The following is a 23843-nucleotide window of genomic DNA, read 5'->3' as shown; positions in this document are numbered from 1 at the left end:
AAGAAGCGTTATTTATAAAAAACCTCGTTGATAAAATCGCCAAATTTTAATAGCACACGAGGATTGTAGGTAACGGTTCATGTCATTATATGGCGTGAGCTCTCCTACTTTGTGTGCGGGTCTATCAACGGAGTAGCCGACAGATTTACGCTTTTTTGTTTTTCAAATGAGAATTAAATTTTTTGTAAAACAAAAGCAAATGATGAGAAAAAAGCAATTTCTAAAGATTACATGTTTAGGTGTAATGTTTTTAATGTCCTCTTGTAGAGAGGAAAATTTCGTACAGGCAGGAGAGGAATCTTCTATTCCAATTGCGGATGCAACTGTAAAGAATGGTAGACTTTATTTTCCAAATAAAGCCTCGTTACAATTTCATTATGATAAACTAAAGGATGCTAGCGACGAAGAAATAGCAAATTATGTGGATGAAAAAAATTATCTTCCCTTGCGACCTATTTTAACGGAGAAAAATGAAGAATTGGTTGCAAGAAGGTTACATTTAAGAGTAGGAAAGCTTAAAGAAAAAGCAAAAAAGACGAAATCATATATGATTTCAAATTATCTAAGTAAAACGACAAGCGAAGCAGAAATTATTGATGATATTGATGATTTAGAGGAGATTATAGGAGACGATGCATATGGCGCATTTTTAAATGATGATGCTGAAATACAAGTAGGTAATGATATTTATAAATATACTGATGTAGGTTTATTTATAGTGGAAGAAGATAATTATTCTCAGCTAGAACCATTTTTGGAATCAAAAAATATCTCAAGTGATTTGTTGATTCCAACGGAAGAAAACACTAAAATGAGTTTTATTCAACAGCAACCATGTAATCAATTAAGTATAATTGAAGCAACAGATATTGAATATTTTAACTCATACCAGTGCGGTAGTGGTGGAGGATACACTGGAGGTGGATCAGGAGGAGGTTCTGGAGGTAATCCGCCAGCAAATAATTATGATCAAATGTATAATTATATAAACAGTTTACAAAATTGCTCACCTAAAAATGGTCTGTTTGATAGTGTATTTGGAGATAGTGACATATGTATTGATAAATATGAAAAAAGATACAGGGTAAAAACTAAAGCATATAATTATAATTATTATTTAGTATATAACTTAGGAGTTAAGGTTAAACATCAATATAAAGGTTGGACAGGTCTATGGAGAAAAGAGAATTGTCAAGAAATAAGATTAGGTGTAATTTCTGGTCAATTTTCTTATGACTATTCTAGCTATTTTCAATATCCTTCAACCCAGTATGGTATCACTACAATTTATAATAATAATAACAGATTAAGGTTTGATGCTAATGTTAATTGGTCTCAAAACGGACTTGTTATCACAGGATATTCAACACAAGGGTTTCCAAAAATTTTGCGAGATAATATTGTGATAGAACAGTTTAGTAACAATCAGTATATAAATCAAGCAATTCAAGCTGGTAATAAACAATTAACCGCAGAAAAATTGAGTCAACATTTTTGGAATTATGTAATACCTAATACTGGAGAGTGGTGGCAAAATCTCGGGCAGTCTGCACCTGATGCAAATAATATAACGTATGTATATAAAGCTCCAACGTATGGTAAAATATTAATCCAAAAAACTATGTACAAACACAACAGCAATGATGCTAAGTTAGAGCAATCGTTTGATTGGGGGTTTCAAATTGGATTCAAAATGGGTGAAGATGGTAATATTTCTCCTGATACAAGTGGTAGTGCATTAAAAAAGCCACAAGAATTTAGAGTGCTTATGTATGGTATTGCTAAACGAAACGGTGTTTGGCATGGTAGTAAAATCAATACTATTAATAACTAATTATGCGATTTATTTTTGTTTTGGTTCTATTACTATTAAATTCTTGTGAAAAGATTATAGAACAAGATCAATTTAATAATGAACAAGGTAATTACACTTCTCCATATCAAGGCACTTGGTATGGAGTTTATAGTGGGTCTGGAGTGAATTCAACATTTACATTAAAAGTTTATAAAGCAGGAAATGTTGAAGTGATTCGGAATAATGGCAGTGCAACAAATGAGACTTTTTATGGAGAAGTACTAGATAACGGAACGCTAAATTCAGTTTATTCACAAACATCAGGCTTTGCCTTATATGGAAGTTTGAATACTAAAAATGGAACTTGGAAACAAAATAATATGTCTGGTAACTGGACAGCAAATAAACAATAAAAAATGAAAAATACATTATTATTATCCTTACTTTTTGTTTCTTCTTTGATTTTTTCACAAGAAAAAATAAGCGTAAAAAACTCATTAACAGGCGTTCAAGTAGGTTTTTTTGGCGCAAATGCTTACAATGAAACCCGCTTGTCTGAAAACATTGCTTTGAGAAGTGAGATCTCTTTATATCCATCTATATGGGGAGGAGACTTATATTCAAAAACAGGGTTTGCACTTGCTCCCGCAATTTCTCTTTCTCCAAAATGGTACTATAATTTAGAGAAAAGATCAAATAATGGGAAAAGAATCAAAAACAATTCAGGTAATTATCTATCAGCAAAGTTAGAATATATAACTGATTGGTTTGTTATTTCGAATACTAAAGACATTCATGTAAATCCGACTTTAACTATAATACCTTCTTGGGGATTACGTAGAAATTTTGCGGAAAATTTTAATTATGAACTAAGATTAGGATTAGGTTTAGGGAAAATATTAAAAAAAGAATATAATTTACAGGTAATGCCCGAAATTAATTTTAAAATAGGCTACGATTTTTAATATATGATCCCCTTTTCAAATAAGAAAAGGGGATTTTTTATTTAAATAATATAAAAACCGTAAATTTGAAGAGTTCTAAATAAGAACGTTTTAATTTAAATTTTTAATAAATGTTTGACATTCAGGAAATCAGAAGTCAGTTTTCTATATTAGACAGGCAGGTGAATGGTAAGCCTTTGGTTTACTTAGATAATGCAGCAACATCCCAAAAACCAAATTCAGTTTTGGAGGTTTGGAATCAATATTACACAGAGCTTAATGCAAATGTGCATCGGGGAATTCATACATTAAGTCAGTTGGCAACTGAAGAAATGGAGCTTTCGAGAAGGAAAATTCAGAAATTCATCAATGCAAAACACGATTTCGAAGTAATTTTTACGAAAGGAACTACTGAGGGATTGAATCTTATCGCCTATATTTTAACGCAAAAGCTTAAAAAAGACGACGAGATTATTATTTCTTATCTGGAGCATCATTCCAATATCGTTCCGTGGCAGCTGCTTTGTGAAAGAACGGGTGCCAAATTAAGAGTTATTCCGATGGATGAAAACGGTATTCTTCAGCTCGATGTATTTGAGACTTTTTTAAGTGAAAAAACGAAGATCGTTTCTCTTAATCAGGTTTCTAATGCGCTGGGAATCATTAATCCGATTGAAGAAATCATTACAAAAACAAGAAAAAATACAGATGCTTATATTGTAATTGACGGAGCCCAGTCTGCACCGCACTTTACTATTGATGTTCAGAGGATGGACTGTGATTTCTTTGTTTTTTCAGGTCATAAAATGTATGCACCGATGGGAACGGGAATTCTGTATGGAAAACAGGAAATTCTTGAGGATCTGCCGCCGTTTCATGGCGGAGGTGAGATGATCGCAACTTGTTCTTTTGATGGAACAACGTATGCGCCGCTACCATTTAAATACGAAGCCGGAACACCCAATGTTGGAGGAAATATTGCTTTAGGCGCTGCAGTGGATTTCATCCAAAGAGTCGGTCAGGAAAATATTCAAAAACATGAAAATGCTTTGTTAGAATATGCTCAGAAGAAGCTTTTGGAACTTGAAGGCTTAAAGGTTTATGGTGAAAAAGCAAACAGAACGGGAGTTGTTTCTTTTAATCTGGAAGGTGTAGGTATTGCTTCCGACGTGGGAATGATATTGGATAAATTAGGAATTGCAGTAAGAACCGGGCATCACTGTACGCAACCTATTATGGATTTCTTTAATATCGCAGGAACGGTAAGAGCAAGCTTTGCAGTTTACAATGATTTTAATGAAATTGATCTTCTCGTGGAAGGAGTGAAAAAAGCTCAGAGAATGCTTAGCTGATTTTAAAGTTGATGAAAAATAAAAGTATGGCCGGAAAATAACTCCGGCCATTTGTATTAATTATAGATTTAGCTGACTCCTGAATCACACATTTCAACAGGTACGAGGCAGGATGTAGAGGTACATGGATTTCCCGTGGGGATCTGCAGGCAGCATGCATGATAACCATTGTACGTGATGTGATACGTGTTCGGGGGGCAGGTATGTCCTCCCAGAACCTGCTTTAGGTTTCTCTCTGAAGTTTTCTTAGATTTTTCATAATGTTTTGTTTTAAAGTGTTTTATATTAATCACTAATTTATGAAAAAAAAGAATAAGTTTATTATAAGATTTGCTATTTAGTAAAATAATTTAAAAATAAATATGAGTCTTGTAACCTTTTTAATTTTTTATTGTCTTACTATTAGAAACAAATAATTATGAAACTTTTGTTCGGAAATAAAAAAGATGATTTGCTCAGCCGCCTCAAAAAGCAGGATCCGGCTGCACAGAAGATTTTTTATGATCAGAATGTAAAGAAATACCTGAGTGTAAGCAGAAGCTACATCAACGATCTTTATCAGGCCGAAGATTGCGTGATCAAAGCATTTTGCAAAATTTTTAAAAATATTGAAAGCTTCCGTGGGGAAGGTAGTTTTGAAGGTTGGGGAAGAAAAATAGTGGTAAATGAATGCCTTAATTTTATTAAAAGTCATAAAACCGTTTTTTATCTGGAAGACATCAATCCTAATTATCCGGAGGAAATTCAGGAAGAGCAAATTGATTTTAATTTTAATGTACAGGAACTTCTTGATCAGCTACCCGATGCCTACAGAATGGTTTTCAACCTTTATGTGTTTGAAGATTATTCGCATCAGGAAATTGCAGAAACATTACAGATTTCTACAGCAGTGAGCAAAACCCAGCTGTTCAGGGCAAAGGAAAAAATGAGGAAAATTTATCATCAGCAACAAAAAAAATTACAAAATGAAAACTTCTAAAAACACAATAGAATACCAGATCAGAAAACAGATCGAAGAACGGGAAATTAGTCCTTCACGGGATCTTTGGTCAGAAATAGAAAATCAAACGGAAAAAAAGACTTCACCAAAAACCAACTGGCTTCTTGTGGCTGCATGTATGGTTTTAACAGTTAGTTTAGGAGTTGTATTGGTTTTTAGTAATAAAGAAAATCAACAACAAAAAACAGAAATTGTTACGCAGTTTAATAATATTGCTGACCATCCTATTGAAACGGAAAAGGTAGATATATCTAAAGAATTGGCTTTTAAAAAAGAATCGGTAACGGTTAAAAAGAATATGATTTCTGCTGAAAAAACTGAAATATCAGATATTCCGGAAGTGCTGGAGAAAAAAGAATTGCCTTTAATCAGGGAACACGCTGCGTTTACTGTGGTACCCATACCACCTGATAAAATAATTGCCCAGGCAGATTCTGCAAAAATTCCCGTAAAAACAAGAAAATATACAGATCCTTCCACTTTACTATTCTCTGTTGAACATAAAGACGCAATAGAAAAAACCAAAGGCACGAGCAATGTGGCCTCTATAGAAATAATCGAAAAATAAACTTTTAAAAAATAAAAATTTAATATTATGATCAGGAAATTTATCATGATGGCTTTCGTATGCCTTTTATTCAACAGCGCGTATGCTCAATCTAAATGGTCTTTCAGCCTGCCGGCTTCACCAAAAGAAAATGAAAAAGTAAGTCCCATTGTAAAAGAAAAAGTGGATGAGTATGCCAAAAAGATTGACGAGATTATTCGGGAAGAGAAAAAACTGATGGAAGAAGATTTGATAGCACTGCAAAATAAAAATTTAGAAAAAGCTGATTTTGACTTGCAGAAAAAAGAAATTGCCAACATTTATTCTGAGAAAATCGACAAAAGAATTGCAGACTTAGGGTTTGATCTCGATTCAATGATTGAAAAACAGGTGAAATATTCGCTGTTGAATTCAGATGTAGCTTCAAATGAGGAAATTAGAGCTAAAATTTTAGAGAAATTTCGTCCGAAAAAGATTTTTTCTGGTTATTTCTCTTATGGAATTATGAATCTTACAAACAATCTGCCGGATAATGAGCTTGATAAAAATATTGGGTATGCAAGCAATCTGGAATTTGGGTTAAATTTTAATTACCACCTCAGCAGAACCAGCCACTTCGGATTGCTTTCGGGGATCAGATTCTCATGGAGAACACTTCGTCTTGATAATGATCTTTACTTTAATAAAGATTCTGAAGGAAATGTTTATCTCGACAAATATGAGAAAAGTCTGGATAAAAATAAGCTGAGAACAGGCTATATCATCGTTCCCTTAGGGTTGCAGTATAATTTTTCCGAGTTGAAAGACGCCGGAATGGATATTAAATACAGAAATTTCAGGGACGGATTTAAAATGGCAGGATATTTTTACGGTGGAGTAAAAATGTCTACCAATAATATTATAAGTGGTGATGGCCCAGATTTCAGAGACAGAGGGAATTATCAGGTAAATCCTTTTGTGTTTGGCGCTCAGTTTACCGTTTCGTACAACGACTTCAGTATTTTTGTGAAAAAAGATTTCACAAATTATTTTAAGGGAAGTAATTTTTCCAATGATAAAGCTTTGGTTTTCGGAGTCTCTATGGGATTGTAATTTGATTAAAAGCTTTACCCATTGATATATAAAACAAAAACGCCGGGAAATACTTCCCGGTGTTTTCGTACAATATTAACGTAATTTAATTTCTATTTTAAGCTTCCTACCATGTCTTCAGGTTTCACCCATTCATCAAACTGCTCGGCGGTTAAAAGTCCAAGGTTTACGGCTTCTTCTTTTAATGTCGTTCCGTTTTTATGGGCAGTTTTTGCAATTTTAGCCGCGTTCTCATATCCGATATGCGTATTTAAAGCAGTGACAAGCATTAAGGACTTATCAACAAGCTCTCTGATTCTTTCATGATTAGGCTCAATTCCCACGGCACAGTGATCATTAAATGAGATACAGGCATCAGCAATCAATTGAGCGGACTGTAAAAAATTAAAAGCCATCACCGGTTTGAAAACATTAAGTTCATAATTTCCCTGCGTTCCTGCGAAAGAGATTGTAGTATCATTTCCTAAAACCTGAGCACAAACCATCGTCATTGCTTCGTTTTGGGTAGGATTCACTTTTCCCGGCATAATGGATGATCCTGGTTCGTTCTCCGGAATGTGAATTTCCCCGATTCCAGAGCGTGGCCCCGATGCGAGTAATCTGATATCCTGAGCAATTTTAAATAATGAAACGGCCAGCTGTTTTAAAGCGCCGTGAGATTCAACAATTGCATCGTGGGCTGCCAGTGCTTCAAACTTATTTTCTGCTGTTACGAAAGGATGATTGGTAAATTTCGCAATGTATTCAGCTACTTTTACATCGTAGCCTTTCGGAGTGTTCAGTCCGGTTCCTACTGCGGTTCCTCCCAAAGCCAGCTCTGAAAGATGCGGAAGTGTATTTTTTAAAGCTTTTATGCCATAATTCAACTGGGCAACGTATCCTGAAAATTCCTGTCCTAAAGTCAATGGTGTAGCATCCATCAAATGGGTTCTCCCGATTTTAACGATATCTTTGAAAGCTTCTGATTTTTCGGCTAACGTATCTCGTAATTTTTCAACCGCAGGAATAGTAACCTCTACCACTTTACGATAGGCTGCGATATGCATTGCCGTAGGATAAGTATCGTTGGACGACTGTGATTTATTAACATCATCATTAGGATGAATTTCCGACTTTTCTCCCAATGTTCCGCCGTTGTTTACATGAGCTCTGTTTGAGATAACCTCATTTACATTCATATTGGACTGTGTTCCTGAGCCGGTTTGCCAGATTACCAATGGAAATTGATCGTTTAATTTTCCTTCTAATATTTCATCACATACTTTTGCGATCATATCTCTTTTTTCGGCAGGAAGAACGCCCAAATCGGCATTAGTGAAAGCTGCCGCTTTTTTCAGATAGGCAAATGCTTCAATGATTTCATGAGGCATAGATCCTTCCGGACCGATTTTGAAATTATTCCTGGATCTTTCGGTCTGGGCGCCCCAAAATTTATCTGCAGGAACCTGCACTTCACCCATGGTGTCTTTTTCTATTCTGTAATTCATTGTGATGGAAATTTTAATTTAACCACAAAAAGTCACAAAAGATTCAGTTTAAATTTTAAGATTGGACTTAAATTGGTAAAGTTCTCAAAAATGAAAATCTTTGATTTTCACTAATAGACTCTTTGATTTTCAAGTTTTTTTTAACTTAAAACTTATATGACAAATATGTCAAAAAAACTTTTGTGACTTTTGTGGTTTAAAAAGTTTTCCTAAAGTTAATCATTACCTGAAACATTCACAATTTATATTCATTATAAATATCAATCTAAGTCTCTGATTTTACTCATGTTTTTTCGCGATGTTTTATTTTTGCACCTAAATAATAGAGAAGAATGGAATTTAGATATCAGGATCCGTATCCGATTCAGAAGGATGATACGGCGTACAAGAAGCTTACATCAGATTACGTAAAAGTTGAACAACTCGGTGAAAGAGAAATTTTAACGATAGACCCAAAAGGTCTGGAACTGCTTGCCGAAGAAGCCATGGCGGATGTTTCTTTTATGCTTCGTTCTTCACATCTTGAAAGTCTCCGGAGAATCATTGATGATCCTGAAGCTACCGACAATGACAGATTCGTAGCATACAATTTACTTCAAAATGCGGCTGTGGCTGCTGAAGGAGCTTTACCTTCCTGCCAGGATACCGGAACGGCAATTGTGATGGGGAAAAAAGGGGAGAATGTGTACACAGGTGTTGATGACGGTGAATATCTAAGCAAGGGAATTTACAATACGTATCAGAAAAGAAATTTAAGATATTCCCAGGTGGTTCCTTTAACCATGTTTGACGAGAAAAATTCGGGATCAAACCTTCCGGCTCAGATCGATATTTATGCTAAAAAAGGAGATTATTATGAGTTTTTATTCTTGACAAAGGGTGGAGGTTCTGCTAACAAAACTTTCCTTTACCAAAAAACCAAATCTTTATTGAACGAAAAGTCTCTTGAAGAATTCATTAAAGAAAAAATATCAGATCTTGGTACGGCTGCTTGTCCGCCTTATCACCTGGCGTTGGTGATCGGTGGAACTTCTGCTGAGGCGAATTTAGCGGCAGTGAAAAAAGCATCCGCAAAATATTTCGACAATCTTCCTACCGAAGGAAACGAAGCTGGTCAGGCGTTCAGAGATCTGGAATGGGAAGCAAAAGTTCAGAAAATTTGCCAGGAAAGTGCTATAGGTGCACAGTTTGGTGGAAAATATTTAACGCATGATGTCAGAGTGATCAGACTTCCTCGTCATGCGGCGTCTTGTCCTGTAGGAATGGGCGTTTCATGCTCTGCAGACCGAAATATTAAAGGTAAAATTACAAAAGAAGGTATTTTCCTGGAGCAGCTGGAAGAAAATCCTAAGAGATTTTTACCGGATACTCCTCCGCACTTGGAAGAAGCTGTTGAAATTGACCTTAATAAGCCTATGCCTGAAATTCTGGCGGAACTTTCTAAATATCCGATTAAAACAAGATTAAAGCTAAACGGAACTTTGATCGTTGCAAGAGATATCGCCCACGCAAAAATCAAAGAGATCATTGACAGTGGAAAACCAATGCCGGAATATTTTAAAAATCATCCAATCTATTACGCAGGACCTGCAAAAACTCCGGAAGGAATGGCGTCTGGAAGTTTCGGACCTACGACAGCAGGAAGAATGGATGTATATGTTGATGAATTCCAAAGCCATGGCGGAAGTATGATCATGTTGGCTAAAGGAAACAGAAGTAAAGATGTTACTAATGCCTGCGGAAAATACGGAGGCTTCTATCTTGGTTCTATCGGAGGTCCGGCAGCTATTCTGGCAAAAGACAACATCCTTTCCGTTGAGGTTGTAGATTTCCCGGAATTAGGAATGGAAGCGGTAAGAAAAATTGAAGTAAAAGATTTCCCGGCATTCATCATTACCGATGATAAAGGAAATGACTTTTTTGCTGATCTCGCCCATTAAAAAAAGGTAAAAATATTTTACTATAAACACTACTTTGTATTGCAAGGTATTTTTAAATACAATACATTTGCAATACAAAATAGTTTCCTATGAAAAAATTTATACTTGCATTCGGGTTATATATCACTACTTGTAATCTGTTTTTCGCACAACTTCAGCAAAAAATAGACAGTGTAATACAAAAGGAATTTAGCGACCTCAATGGCCCTGGTGGAGCTTTTCTTGTTTCTCAAAAAGGAAAGACCATCTATGAAAAAGCATTTGGAAAAGCTAATCTTGAGCTTGACGTAAAGATGACTCCTGAAAATGTATTTCAAATTGGTTCCATGACAAAGCAGTTTACGGCGGTTTCAATTCTCATTCTGGAATCTCAGGGAAAACTTAAAGTGAGTGATGCGATTTCAAAATATATTCCGGATTATCCTGCAGGAAATTCAATTACCATACATCATCTCTTAACACATACTTCAGGAATAAAGGATTTTACCAAGATGAAAGGCCTTTCTGATATCGCTCAAAAAGAAATGACACCTAAAATGATGGTCGATTTCTTTAAGAATGAACCAGGTGACTTCAAGCCAGGTGAAAAATTTGAATATAACAATTCCGGATATGTACTTTTGGGATATTTAATTGAAATTGTCTCGGGGGAAAAATATGAAGATTTTGTTAAGAAGAATATTTTCGAGAAAGCAGGAATGAGCAATTCTCAATATGCCAGTGACAGAAGAGTCATTAAAAAAAGGGCTTACGGCTATCATCAGAAAACCGACGGCTATGTTAATAAAACGGTTATAAACTTTAGTGTTCCCTTTGCGTCAGGCTCATTGATGTCTACCGTGGAAGATTTGCTAAAATGGCAGCAGGCTCTGAACAAAAATCTCATTCTTGATGCTGAGCATATTCAGAAGGCTTTTACCAAATATAAGCTGAATAATGGAGAAGAATTTACATATGGATACGGCTGGCATTTGAAGGATATCAACGGAGTTCCAACCAGAGAACATGGCGGAAGTATTTTTGGATTCAAGTCTATGGGAGTTTATATTCCTAAAGAAGATATTTATGTGATAGGATTAAGTAACTGCGATTGTAACTCGCCGACCCAAGTGGTAAAAGATATCGCAAAAGTTGTTCTTGAAAATCGGAAAACCGCTTTGGTAAAATAAAAGGCTAGTTTAAAATTAAAATAAATAATAAAATAGGACACATATCTTTTGTATAAAAAAATAAAAAGTCCTATTTTTGCCTAAAATCTTTAAGAAAAATGATAACGATTTTATCAGCATTTTGGCCGTTTTACCAGTTCCTTTGGACTGTATTTTTCATAATTATGTTCCTTGTAGGATTCTGGTGTATTTTCATGTTCTTCGGATTTGTAATTCCTTTGTGGTTAACTGAAGGTTTGAAAGAATATTTCGGAAAAGTAAAACCTTTTGATCCTGAAGATATCAGAAGCAAAATGGTGTATGAGCAGGAAGGTGTAGAGGTAATCTACAATGAGCCAAAAGGGCATGGTCCTTTTATTCACGACCATAGCCACGACAGCCACGGACATCATTAATTGATTGTCATTGTTTTCCCACATGAATTCCGGGAAAGCAATATCAAAGCAAAACAACATATACTAAAACCACTTATTTCGGTAAGTGGTTTTTTTTATTCAGCTTTTTCGGTGGGGCGATGATTATTGTTACGGGCGTCTTCTTATACATAAAAGTTTACTGCTGAACTTATCCGAATTATATTATTTTAAGAAATTCCAGCACTGCGGTTTCTTTAAAATTAAATCTGATGAAATACATCTTGCTGAGAAATAAAAAACAATCTGTATTAAATCAGGATAAATATTTATGATAATATAAAAACTTAAATTCTTTAATAATAAAATCATTTTGCCGAAATGCCTAAATAGCAATATGTTAAAATTTATCATTTTTTCATAATACATAATTAGTTTTCAAAAAAAGAAATTATTTTCGTGGTAACTAAAGAAACGTTATGAAGAAATTTTATTCCGGTATTTTATTGCTTATTGTAACCATAATGTTTGGCCAGATAAGCTATACCATTACTCCAAATCCTTTTAATGAAACGGATGCCATAACTTTAACTATTCCTGGGAGCCAGATTGACGAAACAGCCTGGGGAGTTTCAAGCAATGCAGTTTATATTTGGTCTTGGTCTTTGGATACCAATTATCAGAACAGCCAGGATTGTCCTACCAATGGGAGCTGGAACAATTCCAATGAGCTGAATAAGCTTACATATAATTCCACTGCCGACACCTATTCTTTATCATTTACGCCAACAACCTTTTACGGGAGAACGGGGATCGGAAGGCTTGGCTTTTTGTTGAAGGATAAAACAGGAGCGCATCAGACTTCAGATGTTTTGGTAAATGTAGGAATTCTGAACATCAGCATGACCAATCCTTTAGCAAACAGCCTGACATCAGTACCTTCCGGAAATTCCATTAATATTACCGCTACGACAAATGTTAATGCGACATTTCAGCTCAAGGCCAACGGAGCTGTAATAAATACAACTTCCACAGCTTCGACTTCTTATTCTTACAGCTACACGGTAACCGGAGATGCCAATATGGAACTCATTGCTACAGATGCCAATTCAAATACAAAAAATGCCACATTCATCCTTCAGGTTCCTCGGAATGTTGTTTCTGAAGCTATTCCCAGCTGGATAAGACAAGGAATAAATTATCATCCTACAGACCAGACGAAAGTGGGATTGGCATTATATGCGCCATTTAAAAATTTCGTTCACGTCATTGGAAGCTTCAATAACTGGACAGTAAATGACAATTATCTCATGAAAAGAGATACTACCAATCCGGATCTGTACTGGATTGAATTGAGTGGTCTTACTCCCCAACAATTGTACACGTTCCAATACCGAACCAATGACCTTAAAAAAGTTGCAGATCCATATTCTCCGCAGATTCTGTCTTCTTATGATGATCAATGGATTTCATCTTCAACCTATCCGAATTTACCGGTATTTCCAGCGGGACAAGGTTTTGAAGTTTCTATGTTTAAAACCGGGCAGGCTCCTTACAATTGGCAGGTTACCAATTTCCAGCGACCCTCAAAGGATAATCTCGTAGTATACGAATTGCTGCTTAGAGATTTTACTCAGGAAAAAAACTGGCAGTCATTAATTAATAAAATCAATTATTTAAAAGGCTTAAATATTAATGCTGTTGAGCTAATGCCTATCATGGAATTTGAAGGAAATCTTTCGTGGGGATATAATACATCATTCCATTATGCTTTGGATAAAGCGTACGGAACCCCGGAAAAGTTTAAAGAATTTGTTGATCTCTGCCATCAGAATGGGATCGCTGTTATTTTAGATGTTGCTTTTAATCACGCAACTGGCCGTTCACCATTAGTAAGACTATGGAATGTAGATCCGGATGGTGACGGGTACGGTGATGTTGCCTCCAATAATCCATACTTTAATACAGTACCGAAACATTCATACAATGTATTCAATGATTTCAACCATACAAGTCCTTCAACTAAATATTACGTTGAAAGATGCCTTCAACAATGGCTAACGGAATATCATATCGATGGTTTCCGTTGGGACCTTACCAAAGGATTTACCCAAAGCTGCTCTGAAAATGATGAACCATGTACCAACGACTATCAGCAGGACAGAGTAGATATTTTAAAAGATTATGCAGACAGACAATGGGCTATTGATCCGAACTCCTATATGATTTTTGAACATTTGGGAACGGATGCGGAAGAACAGCAGTGGGCAAATTACAGGATTGCAGAAGGAAAAGGCGTCTTGCTATGGAATAAGCAGACAGATCCTTACAACCAAAATACGATGGGCTATAAGGAAGACAGCAATTATGACAGGATGAATCATTCGCTTCACGGTTTTACCAATATGTCAGGGGTTGGTTATGGCGAAAGTCATGATGAAGAACGATTGATGTTTAAAAATCTTTCCTATGGCGCAGTAAATGGAAGCTACGATGTGAAAAATCTTAATACGGCTTTAGATAGGATGAAAACTTTCGGAGCGACATTTTTTACCATTCCAGGGCCCAAAATGATCTGGCAGTTTGGTGAGCTTGGATACGAATTCAGTATCAACAGATGCAGCGACGGATCTATCAATTCCGGTTGCAGAACAGATGAAAAACCAATTGCATTTACCCTTGGCTATGATACGGATTTAAACAGAAAGGCTGTTTATGATACATGGGCTAAAATTATCAATATTAGAAATACATATCCGGTTTTCAGATCAAAAACCTATACTATAGAATCAAATAACCTTACTAATGATCCGAACGGACTGATTACAAGAATTTACGTGTACGACAATACCATTACAAACGGAGTGAAAAATATTGTGGTACTGGCAAATTATACGACATCTGCACAAAATGTAGTTCCGTATTTCCCTTACACCGGACAGTGGCAAAACCTTATGGATACTACGGTTTCAAACGTTACTTCTACAACGGCAACCATCACATTACAGCCGGGAGAGTTCAGGATTTTTGGAAATTATGCAGGAAGTTTATCGACAGCTGATGAAAATGCAGCGTCAAAATTATCTTTACAAATTGCAGATAATCCTGTGAAAAATAATATGGCAAAATTAGTTTATCACAAAGCTAAAAACGGACAGATTTCAATTTACGATATCAGCGGTAAAAAACTTGATAGTTTTAAACTGAAAAATGAAGACGGAACCTATGAATTAAAAATAAACTATCCTCCGGGAACATACCTTATTCATTTAACATCTGATTCAGGAGTTGCTATCCAGAAGATGATTATAAAATAAAATTTAAAGACCGTAATTGCGGTCTTTTTCTTTTTAAAAAGGCTATAAATTGGTAATCGGTACTCATTTCTTCCGAAATTAGCACATCTACAAATCAATCCGTATCTTTGCAAACTAAATTTTTACTATGTCTAAGAGTTTAATTCCAAAATTAGAAGCTATAAAACAAAGATATAATGAGGTGGCAGACCTTATTATTCAGCCTGATGTTATTTCAGATCAGAAAAGATATTCTTCTCTGAATAAAGAATATAGTGATTTGGGGAAAATTGTAAGAGTTTACGATCAATATAAAGGTGCTTTGGATACGATTGAAGAATCCGACGAGATTATTGCTGACGGATCCGACAAAGATTTTGTGGAATTAGCAAAAATTGAGAAAAATGAAGCTTTGGAAAAAATTCCCGGCCTGGAAGAAGAATTAAAGGTATTATTGATTCCTAAAGATCCTGCAGATGATAAAAACGTAATTGTAGAACTTCGTGCCGGAACAGGAGGGGATGAAGCAGCTATCTTCGTGGAAGATATCTACAGAATGTATTCCATGTATTTCAAAACTAAAGGATGGAGACATGAAGTGACAGATTCTAATGAAGCTGCAAAAGGCTACAAGGAACTCATCATGAAAGTGGAAGGAGAAGGTGTTTACGGAATCATGAAATTCGAGTCCGGTGTTCACCGGGTGCAGCGTGTTCCGGAAACCGAATCCCAGGGAAGGGTTCATACCTCAGCAATTACTGTTGCTGTTCTTCCTGAGGCAGAAGAAGTGGATGTGGAAATTAATCCTGCCGATATTGAAATGCAGACTTCCCGTTCGGGAGGAGCCGGAGGACAAAACGTAAACAAGGTTGAAACTAAAGTTCAGCTTACCCACAAACCTTCAGGAATCGTAGTCGTTTGTCAGCAGGCTCGTTCTCAGCTGGCCAACCGTGAACTGGCTATGGAAATGCTTCGTGCCAAATTGTATGATATCAAATTACAGGAAGTGCAGGGAGATATTGCGGCTCAAAGAAAAACCATGGTTTCTACCGGTGACCGTTCGGCTAAGATCAAAACCTACAATTATCCTCAGGGAAGAGTTACCGATCACCGTATCAACAAATCCATGTATAATCTTGATGCTTATATGAACGGAGATATTTCCGAAATGATTGATGCGGTTATCATGGCAGAAAATGCTGAAAAAATGAAAGGCGAAGAAGAAAATTTATAAAATCTTTATTATAGAATCTTTGTAATCCCTGGGAAACCGGGGATTTTTTTATTTCAAATAATTCTTACTGTGACGTATTTGATTTAGATTCCTTATTTTTGGGAAAATAGCTTAATATGAAATTCAGACCAATATTACTAACCGCCGGAGTCTTGTTTTCGGCGACATTCTATTCACAAAAAATGATGTATCCCAAAGCATTAAAAGGAAAGCAAACCGATAATTATTTCGGAACTGCTGTTGCAGACCCGTTCAGAGACCTTGAAAATGACTCTGAAGCCACCAAAAAATGGGTCGACGAAGAAGTGAAACACAGCCAGGATTACCTTGCAAAAATTCCTTTCAGAGAAGAAATCAGAAAGCAGCTCACCGATATCTGGAACTACGAAAAAATTTCGGCTCCTTTCAAAGAAGGCGATTTTACTTATTATTATAAAAATAACGGATTGCAGGCACAATCAGTACTCTATCGAACCAATAATAAAACGAAAGAAACAGAAGTATTTTTAGATCCGAATAAATTTTCTGAAAAAGGAACAACCTCACTTTCTCAATTGTCTTTTAACAAAAAAGGAAATCTGGCGGCATATTCCATTTCAGAAGGTGGAAGTGATTGGAACAAAATCATTATCATAGATGCTTTATCTAAAAAACAGATCGATGAAACGCTGATAGATGTTAAATTCAGCGGAATCTCATGGCAGGGTGATGAAGGGTTTTATTATTCAAGTTATGACAAACCAAAAGAAGGAACTGTACTCTCCGGAATGACAGATAAGCATAAAGTCTATTTTCATAAATTAGGAACAAAACAATCGGAAGATCAACTGATTTTTGGGGGAGACAAAACTCCCAGAAGATATCTTGGGGCAGGCGTTTCTGAAGATCAGCGTTATCTGATTGTTTCTGCGGCCAATGCCACCAATGGGAATGAACTGTATGTAAAAGATCTTAAAAACGGCGGTGACTTCGTTCAGATCAATAAAGGTTTTGATATCAACGTCGATATTGTCGATACCCAGGGAGACGATCTCTATATCTTTACCGATAAGGATGCGCCGAATATGCGTCTCGTAAAAACAACCATTAAAAATCCGGCTCCTGAAACATGGAAAGATGTAATTCCGGAAACTGAAAATGTTCTGGGAATCACCACAGGCGGAGGATATTTCTTTGCAACATATATGATTGATGCCATTGATCAGGTAAAACAATATGACAGAACAGGAAAACTGATCCGCGAAATTACGCTTCCCGGAAAAGGAAATGTTTCAGGTTTTGGAGGAAAAGAAAATGAGAAAGAATTATATTTTTCATTCACCAATTATATCACACCGGGAACAACCTATAAATTCAATGCAGATTCAGGGAAATCCGAAGTGTATCAGAAACCTAAAGTGAAATTTAATCCGGAAGATTATGTGTCTGAACAGGTTTTCTACACCTCAAAAGACGGTACAAAAGTTCCAATGATGATCAACTACAAAAAAGGAACAAAGCTGGATGGTAAAAATCCTACGATTTTATATTCTTATGGAGGTTTCAATATCAGCTTGCAGCCAGCCTTCTCTGTCGTAAATGCCATCTGGATGGAAAATGGTGGTATCTATGCCGTTCCGAACATCCGTGGTGGCGGTGAGTACGGGAAAAAATGGCATGATGCCGGAACAAAAATGAATAAGAAAAATGTATTCAACGATTTCATTGCAGCCGGAGAATATTTACAGCAAAAAGGCTACACTTCTAAACAGTTTATGGCTTTATCCGGAAGATCAAATGGCGGACTGCTGGTGGGAGCAACAATGACCATGCGTCCCGACCTGGCACGGGTGGCTTTCCCGGGAGTTGGGGTGCTGGATATGCTGAGATATAATAAATTCACCGCTGGTGCAGGCTGGTCTTACGATTACGGAACCGCTGAAGACAGTAAGGAAATGTTTGAATATTTAAAGTCATACTCTCCTGTTCACAATGTAAAAGCAGGAACGTGCTATCCTTCCACAATGATCATCACCAGTGACCATGATGACAGGGTGGTTCCTGCGCACTCCTTCAAATTCGGTGCTGAGCTTCAGGAAAAGCAGGCGTGTGATCATCCGATTCTTTTAAGGATTGAAAAAAATGCAGGTCACGGAGCCGGAAGATCTACAGATCAGGTGATTGGTGAAAATGCAGACTTGATTTCTTTCGCTTTATTTGAAATGGGGGTTAAAAATTTAAATTAAAAATATTTAAAATTCATAAAAACGGATGCTTTTTTTTAAAGTGTCCGTTTTTTTTTGTTAAAACCTTCGTAAATGTTTAATTTAGACCAATTAATTAATTACGAAAATGAAATATAAAGCTTTATTGATTTGCTCATTCGTGGGTCTCAGTGCCGGCGCTTTTGCCCAAAAATGGGAGCCTGCATCACAAAAATTTTCAGAAGTAAGAAAAGGAGTGGATGTAAGGTATTCCTATACGATTGATATTGCGGTACTGCGGAATATGCTAATGAACGCAGAAGAAACCGGAAATGGTGCTAAACCGGTGATTATTTCCCTGCCCACAGCGGAAGGGAAAATTGAGAAATTTGCTGTTTACAGTAATCCTGTAGTAGAAAAATCCATGGCAGAAAGGTATCAGTTAGGCTCTTATGTAGGGGTAGGAGTTGATGATCCTTCAAAATATGTAAGGTTCAGTACGGCCCCTACGGAAATTCAGTCTATGATTATTAAAGATGGTGTTTTCCAGTTCATTGAACCGATATCGAAGGATAAAAAAACGTATGGTGTATTTTATAAAACCAAGAGAACAGCAAGTGATAACGGCTTTGAATGTACTACAGATGAAAAGAACGTTAAAGATATTAAAGTATTAGAAAACAACGGGAAAAAAAGTCTGTCTAATGTAGGAATTACCGACAGACCTGCTACTACAAAATATAGAACATACAGATTGGCATTATCAACCACAGGTGAGTACACGAAGAAATTTGACCCTGCCGGAGGAATTACAAACACTGTAATACAAATGAATGCTACGATGACTCGTGTAAATGGTGTTTTTGAAAAAGAATTCGGGATTAAGTTAATTGTTCAGGATTTGCCAAATATCATTTTCACAGATCCCACTTCAGATCCCTATACAAATAATTTAAATTTACAATTGCAGCAGACATTAACGTCACAGGTTGGGAATGCTAATTATGATATGGGGCATGTATTTAATGCCTCAGGAGGTAATGGCAACGCCGGATCTATTGGTTCGACATGTGTAAATCCTGCAACATCAACTTCTTTGGCTAAGGGTTCTGCCTTTACTCAAAATACAGATCCTACAGGAGATCTTTTTGATATTGATTATGTTGCTCACGAAATGGGTCATCAGTTGGGAGCCAATCATACCTTTTCCCATGTTTCTGAAGGATCCGGAGTAAATGTAGAGCCGGGAGGTGGAACAACCATAATGGGATATGCAGGAATTACCGGAGATAATGTACAGGATTATACTGATGCTTATTTTCACTATTCCTCAATCAATCAGATATTAAACAGCTTAGATAGCAAGACATCTTGTGGAACATCAGAAACGATTACAACAAATGTTCCTCCGGTAATTTCTCCTCTTACTGCTTATACTATTCCTAAAGGAACTGCTTACTATTTGGAAGCATCCGCGACAGATACTGATCCAATTAAATATGCGTGGGAACAGTACGACAGTGTTGATTCCTATAATTCCATTTCCGGTGATAGCGGATGGGGTTACAATGCTCAGGGAGCTATAGCGAGATCATATTTCGGAACAACCAGCGGAAGAAGATATTTCCCAAGTCTCCCTAGTGTGATGGCAGGTAATCTGACAGATAAAGAAAAATGGGAAACTGTTTCATATATTCCTAGAACCCTTAACTATGCAGTTACAGTAAGAGATGAAAATGCTACCAGACCATTGCTTATTTCATCCGAAACTACCGTTACTGTTGGTGGCGACGGTCCATTTAAATTTTCAGGACTTACACCTTCTACTATTTTGTATAATAATGCGGCTAACACTATAACCTGGGATGTAGCTAATACTAATGCAGCCCCCTATAATGTAGCCAATGTAAAAATTGAATATACAACCGATCTTGTAAATGGAACAACGTGGACAGAGTTGGTTGCTTCTACCCCAAATACAGGAAGCTATACTGTGCAAATGCCTTCCAGCTTAACGGGTGCAGTCAAACTTAGGATTTCTGCTATTGGAAACATATTCTATGCAGTTTCTCCTCAAGTAACTATTGGTATTGCCCCAACATCAACTTCCGCAGCTCCGACAGGTGTCGCAGCACTAAGCACTGAAATAATGAAAACAACGGCAAGGCTGTCATGGAATAGCGTGCCTGGAGCAACATATTCAATTCAATATAGGAAAATAGGTCAGACAAACTGGTCTAATACGACAAGCACTATAAACTCTGTTTTGCTAACAGGACTTGAGGATGAATCTGATTATGAAGCTCAGGTTGCAGCTGTCGTTAATACTGTTGTTGGAACTTTTTCCCCAAACTATACTTTTAAAACAAAAGGATTGAAAACAGGAGTAGATTACTGCTTAATGACAACGGGAGGAAATAGTTTTGCAAGCTTCTCTTACAATAGTGGTTTGGCACAATTTGTTTTAAGCAATTTGACATATTCAGAATTATATTATAGTACAATTTTTAGTACTTACAGAGATTTTACTGAAGATACAAATAAATTAATCAACTTAACGAAAGGAACGCAGTATACTTTTTCTTACTTTAATGTAGGAACTACAGCTTCAACATATAATGATAAAATGGAAGTATGGATTGATTATAATAGAAATGGTGTTTTTGAAACTTCTGAAAAAGTAGGTTCTGTAAGTACAGATCCGCCGGCTAGTGGGCAATACACAGGATCATTTACATTTACTGTTCCTACTACAGCTTATTCGGGAAACAAACTTTTAAGAATGAGGGTTGCCAACACCTTCTTTAATACAGCATCAGGCCCATGTGGAAGTCCTTCTGTTCCGGTAAGTGGTGGAGGTGTTATTTCACAGGGATCTTTTAAGGATTTCTCGGTTAAAATTTCCGAGTCAAACCTCGCAGTTAGTGAAATAAAAGATTCAAAATCTGAGATTTCTATCTATCCAAATCCGGCAGATACATTTGTTGAGGTGAAAAATCTGAAAGGAAGCGCTGAATATAAAATCCACAGTGCAGATGGAAGACTGATTCAGACAGGAAAAGTTGACAATCAAAGAATTAATGTGTCAGAACTGATAAAAGGAGTGTATATAATTACTATTAAGGATGATTCCAAAACATATACAACCAAACTGATTAAAAAATAATTATTTCAGTCTGTTTTCATAATCCCGGATGTTTGTCCGGGATTGTTATTTGTTGACGAACAGTTGTTTATGAAAGTTTTCATTTTCATCTAAAAAAATTAACTTTACAGAACAAAAATATTGAAATGCGAAAAACAATTTCTGTTAAAAAACCAGATTTTAATATCTCATTAAAGAATACTGAAATCTATAGTTTTGAAAAAGACGGATTACAATTAAAATCCTCCTACAAGGCAGAAGACGTTAAAGACAAAGAATTAACTCACACGACTCCCGGAATAGAACCTTATTTAAGAGGGCCTTATTCTACCATGTACGTTCAGAAACCCTGGACGATTCGCCAGTATGCCGGATTTTCAACGGCGGAAGAATCCAATGCTTTCTACAGAAGAAACTTGGCGGCAGGGCAAAAAGGTCTTTCCGTCGCTTTTGATTTAGCAACCCACAGAGGGTATGATTCAGATCACGCAAGAGTGGTTGGTGATGTCGGAAAAGCTGGGGTAGCTATAGATTCTGTCGAAGATATGAAGATTTTATTTAATGAAATTCCATTAGATCAGATTTCTGTTTCCATGACAATGAATGGAGCTGTTTTGCCGATCCTTTCTTTTTATATTGTTGCTGCAGAAGAGCAGGGTGTTTCACAGAAGTTGCTTTCAGGAACGATCCAGAATGATATTTTGAAGGAATTCATGGTGAGAAATACTTACATCTATCCGCCGGCCCCTTCCATGAAAATCATTGCAGATATTTTTGAATACACTTCCCAGAATATTCCGAAATTTAATTCGATTTCAATTTCAGGATATCACATGCAGGAAGCCGGTGCAACACCAGTGCTGGAAATGGCTTATACGCTTGCAGACGGATTGGAATATGTTAGAACAGGGATAAAAGCAGGAATGAACGTTGATGATTTCGCACCAAGATTATCCTTTTTCTGGGCCATCGGAATGAATCACTTCATGGAAATCGCAAAAATGCGTGCTGCTCGATACATCTGGGCAACCCTTTTAAAACAGTTCAATCCACAAAATCCTAAGTCTTTAGCATTAAGAACACATTCGCAAACTTCCGGTTGGTCTTTAACTGAGCAGGAACCTTTCAACAATATCACCAGAACAGCGATTGAAGCACTGTCTTCAGCATTGGGAGGAACCCAGTCTCTTCATACGAATGCTCTGGATGAGGCTATTGCGCTGCCGACAGATTATTCTGCAAAAATTGCAAGAAATACACAGATTATTCTGCAGCAGGAAAGTGGAATCTGTGACGTGGTAGACCCTATGGGAGGCAGTAATTTAGTGGAAAGCCTTACCCAGCAAATGATTGAAGAAGCAATGAAGTACATTGATGAGGTCGAACAGGAAGGAGGAATGACAAAAGCCATCGAAGCAGGTATTCCGAAAATGAGAATTGAAGAAGCGGCAGCAAGAAAACAGGCAAAAATCGATAGCGGTGAAGAATTTATTATTGGCGTAAATTCATTTAAATCAGCTTTAAAACAGGATCAGATAGAAATCTTAGATATCGACAATACGGAAGTCCGCAGAAAGCAGATCGAAAGACTAAATAAAATAAAAGAAGAACGAAATGCGGAAGCTGTCGGTCAGATTTTAAATGAAATCCGCGAAGCTGCCAAAACAGGAAAAGGAAATCTTCTCGCATTGTGTATCGAAGCAGCCCGCAGAAGAGTGACCCTTGGCGAAATGAGCGATGCCATGGAAGAAAGTTTCGGAAGATATAAAGCCAATATCAGAACAATATCAGGAGTATATGCCATGAATGCAGGAAAAAATGAATATTTTGAAAAAGCGCTTCAGCTTACTCAGAAATTTGAAGAAGAAGAAGGACGTCGCCCGAGGCTGATGGTCGCAAAAATGGGACAGGATGGTCACGACAGAGGGGCAAAAGTAGTGGCAACAGCATTTGCAGATATGGGATTTGATGTGGATGTTGCTCCGTTATTCCAGACGCCGGAGGAAGTGGCGAAGCAGGCAGTAGAAAATGATATTCATATTCTTGGTGTTTCTTCTCTGGCTGCCGGACACAAAACATTAGTTCCTCAGGTGGTGGAAGAGTTGAAAAAGCTTGGCGCCGATGATATCACGATTGTTGTCGGTGGGGTAATTCCGCAGCAGGATTATGAGTTTTTATATGCCAACGGAGCCGACTTTATCTTCGGGCCGGGAACCAATCTTCCCAAGTGTGCGGTGGATATTTTAGAAAAATATTTAAGTTAAATTAAAATTAAAAAACAATAAGTTGCACAGCTTTTGTATAGT

17 protein-coding genes are annotated in these 23843 nt (G+C 36.7%); 15 read left to right on the top strand and 2 right to left on the bottom strand.

What is annotated here, in order from left to right; translation table 11 throughout:
- Nucleotides 1-199: 199 nt before the first annotated feature.
- The 4 genes from AC3WV0_RS11310 (at nt 200) to AC3WV0_RS11295 (ending at nt 4091) form a co-directional block, all read left to right on the top strand.
- Nucleotides 200-1834 carry a hypothetical protein gene (locus AC3WV0_RS11310; protein ID WP_488846182.1) on the top strand — a complete coding sequence of 545 codons (1635 nt, stop codon included), beginning with the start codon at nt 200-202 and terminating at the stop codon, nt 1832-1834.
- Between the two features lie 2 nt (nt 1835-1836).
- On the top strand, nt 1837-2208 hold the full coding sequence (locus AC3WV0_RS11305) for a hypothetical protein (protein ID WP_488846181.1): 372 nt from the start codon (nt 1837-1839) through the stop codon (nt 2206-2208).
- A gap of 3 nt (nt 2209-2211) precedes the next feature.
- A complete protein-coding gene (locus AC3WV0_RS11300) occupies nt 2212-2760 on the top strand; it encodes a hypothetical protein (protein WP_488846180.1) in 549 nt (182 codons plus the stop codon).
- Nucleotides 2761-2870: 110 nt separating this feature from the next.
- Nucleotides 2871-4091 carry an aminotransferase class V-fold PLP-dependent enzyme gene (locus AC3WV0_RS11295; protein WP_488846179.1) on the top strand — a complete coding sequence of 407 codons (1221 nt, stop codon included), beginning with the start codon at nt 2871-2873 and terminating at the stop codon, nt 4089-4091.
- A 68-nt stretch (nt 4092-4159) separates the two neighbouring features.
- Here the strand turns inward: AC3WV0_RS11295 and AC3WV0_RS11290 are convergent, their stop codons facing one another.
- Nucleotides 4160-4384 carry a hypothetical protein gene (locus tag AC3WV0_RS11290; protein ID WP_488846178.1) on the bottom strand — a complete coding sequence of 75 codons (225 nt, stop codon included), beginning with the start codon at nt 4382-4384 and terminating at the stop codon, nt 4160-4162.
- Nucleotides 4385-4509: 125 nt separating this feature from the next.
- Between AC3WV0_RS11290 and AC3WV0_RS11285 the strand changes: the two genes are divergently transcribed.
- The 3 genes from AC3WV0_RS11285 to AC3WV0_RS11275 are packed head-to-tail and all read left to right on the top strand — an operon-like array spanning nt 4510 to nt 6730.
- Nucleotides 4510-5070 carry an RNA polymerase sigma factor gene (locus tag AC3WV0_RS11285; protein WP_488846177.1) on the top strand — a complete coding sequence of 187 codons (561 nt, stop codon included), beginning with the start codon at nt 4510-4512 and terminating at the stop codon, nt 5068-5070.
- Nucleotides 5057-5659: a hypothetical protein gene (locus tag AC3WV0_RS11280; protein ID WP_488846176.1), complete on the top strand. Its 603-nt coding sequence runs from the start codon at nt 5057-5059 to the stop codon at nt 5657-5659. The genes AC3WV0_RS11285 and AC3WV0_RS11280 overlap by 14 nt, the downstream gene beginning before the upstream one ends.
- A 27-nt stretch (nt 5660-5686) precedes the next feature.
- Nucleotides 5687-6730 (top strand): outer membrane beta-barrel protein, encoded by a 1044-nt coding sequence (locus tag AC3WV0_RS11275; RefSeq protein ID WP_488846175.1) that lies wholly within the window; start codon nt 5687-5689, stop codon nt 6728-6730.
- Between the two features lie 92 nt (nt 6731-6822).
- On the opposite strand, the gene fumC is transcribed toward AC3WV0_RS11275, so the two are convergent.
- Nucleotides 6823-8217 (bottom strand): class II fumarate hydratase, encoded by a 1395-nt coding sequence (fumC, locus tag AC3WV0_RS11270; protein ID WP_488846174.1) that lies wholly within the window; start codon nt 8215-8217, stop codon nt 6823-6825.
- A 332-nt stretch (nt 8218-8549) separates the two neighbouring features.
- Between fumC and AC3WV0_RS11265 the strand changes: the two genes are divergently transcribed.
- The 8 genes from AC3WV0_RS11265 (at nt 8550) to scpA (ending at nt 23801) form a co-directional block, all read left to right on the top strand.
- The gene (locus AC3WV0_RS11265) at nt 8550-10157 is read left to right on the top strand and encodes a fumarate hydratase (protein WP_488846173.1); all 1608 of its coding nucleotides are present in this window, start codon (nt 8550-8552) and stop codon (nt 10155-10157) included.
- A gap of 89 nt (nt 10158-10246) precedes the next feature.
- On the top strand, nt 10247-11326 hold the full coding sequence (locus AC3WV0_RS11260; protein WP_488846172.1) for a serine hydrolase domain-containing protein: 1080 nt from the start codon (nt 10247-10249) through the stop codon (nt 11324-11326).
- A gap of 98 nt (nt 11327-11424) precedes the next feature.
- Nucleotides 11425-11721: a hypothetical protein gene (locus tag AC3WV0_RS11255; RefSeq protein ID WP_177175296.1), complete on the top strand. Its 297-nt coding sequence runs from the start codon at nt 11425-11427 to the stop codon at nt 11719-11721.
- 437 nt (nt 11722-12158) lie between these two features.
- A complete protein-coding gene (locus tag AC3WV0_RS11250) occupies nt 12159-14996 on the top strand; it encodes an alpha-amylase family glycosyl hydrolase (RefSeq protein ID WP_488846171.1) in 2838 nt (945 codons plus the stop codon).
- Nucleotides 14997-15123: 127 nt separating this feature from the next.
- A complete protein-coding gene (gene prfA, locus AC3WV0_RS11245; RefSeq protein ID WP_488846170.1) occupies nt 15124-16209 on the top strand; it encodes a peptide chain release factor 1 in 1086 nt (361 codons plus the stop codon).
- Between the two features lie 116 nt (nt 16210-16325).
- The gene (locus tag AC3WV0_RS11240) at nt 16326-18434 is read left to right on the top strand and encodes a prolyl oligopeptidase family serine peptidase (RefSeq protein WP_488846169.1); all 2109 of its coding nucleotides are present in this window, start codon (nt 16326-16328) and stop codon (nt 18432-18434) included.
- 106 nt (nt 18435-18540) lie between these two features.
- Entirely contained in the window at nt 18541-21558 is a 3018-nt protein-coding gene (locus AC3WV0_RS11235) for a reprolysin-like metallopeptidase (protein ID WP_488846168.1), read from the top strand.
- Nucleotides 21559-21683: 125 nt separating this feature from the next.
- Nucleotides 21684-23801, top strand: coding sequence for a methylmalonyl-CoA mutase (gene scpA / locus AC3WV0_RS11230; protein WP_488846167.1), 2118 nt, complete (start codon nt 21684-21686; stop codon nt 23799-23801).
- Nucleotides 23802-23843: the final 42 nt, after the last annotated feature.

Source organism: Chryseobacterium sp. 27AL, assembly GCF_057815395.1.
Note: the sequence above shows the minus strand (reverse complement) of the source record. Positions and strands in the feature narration are given on the sequence as shown.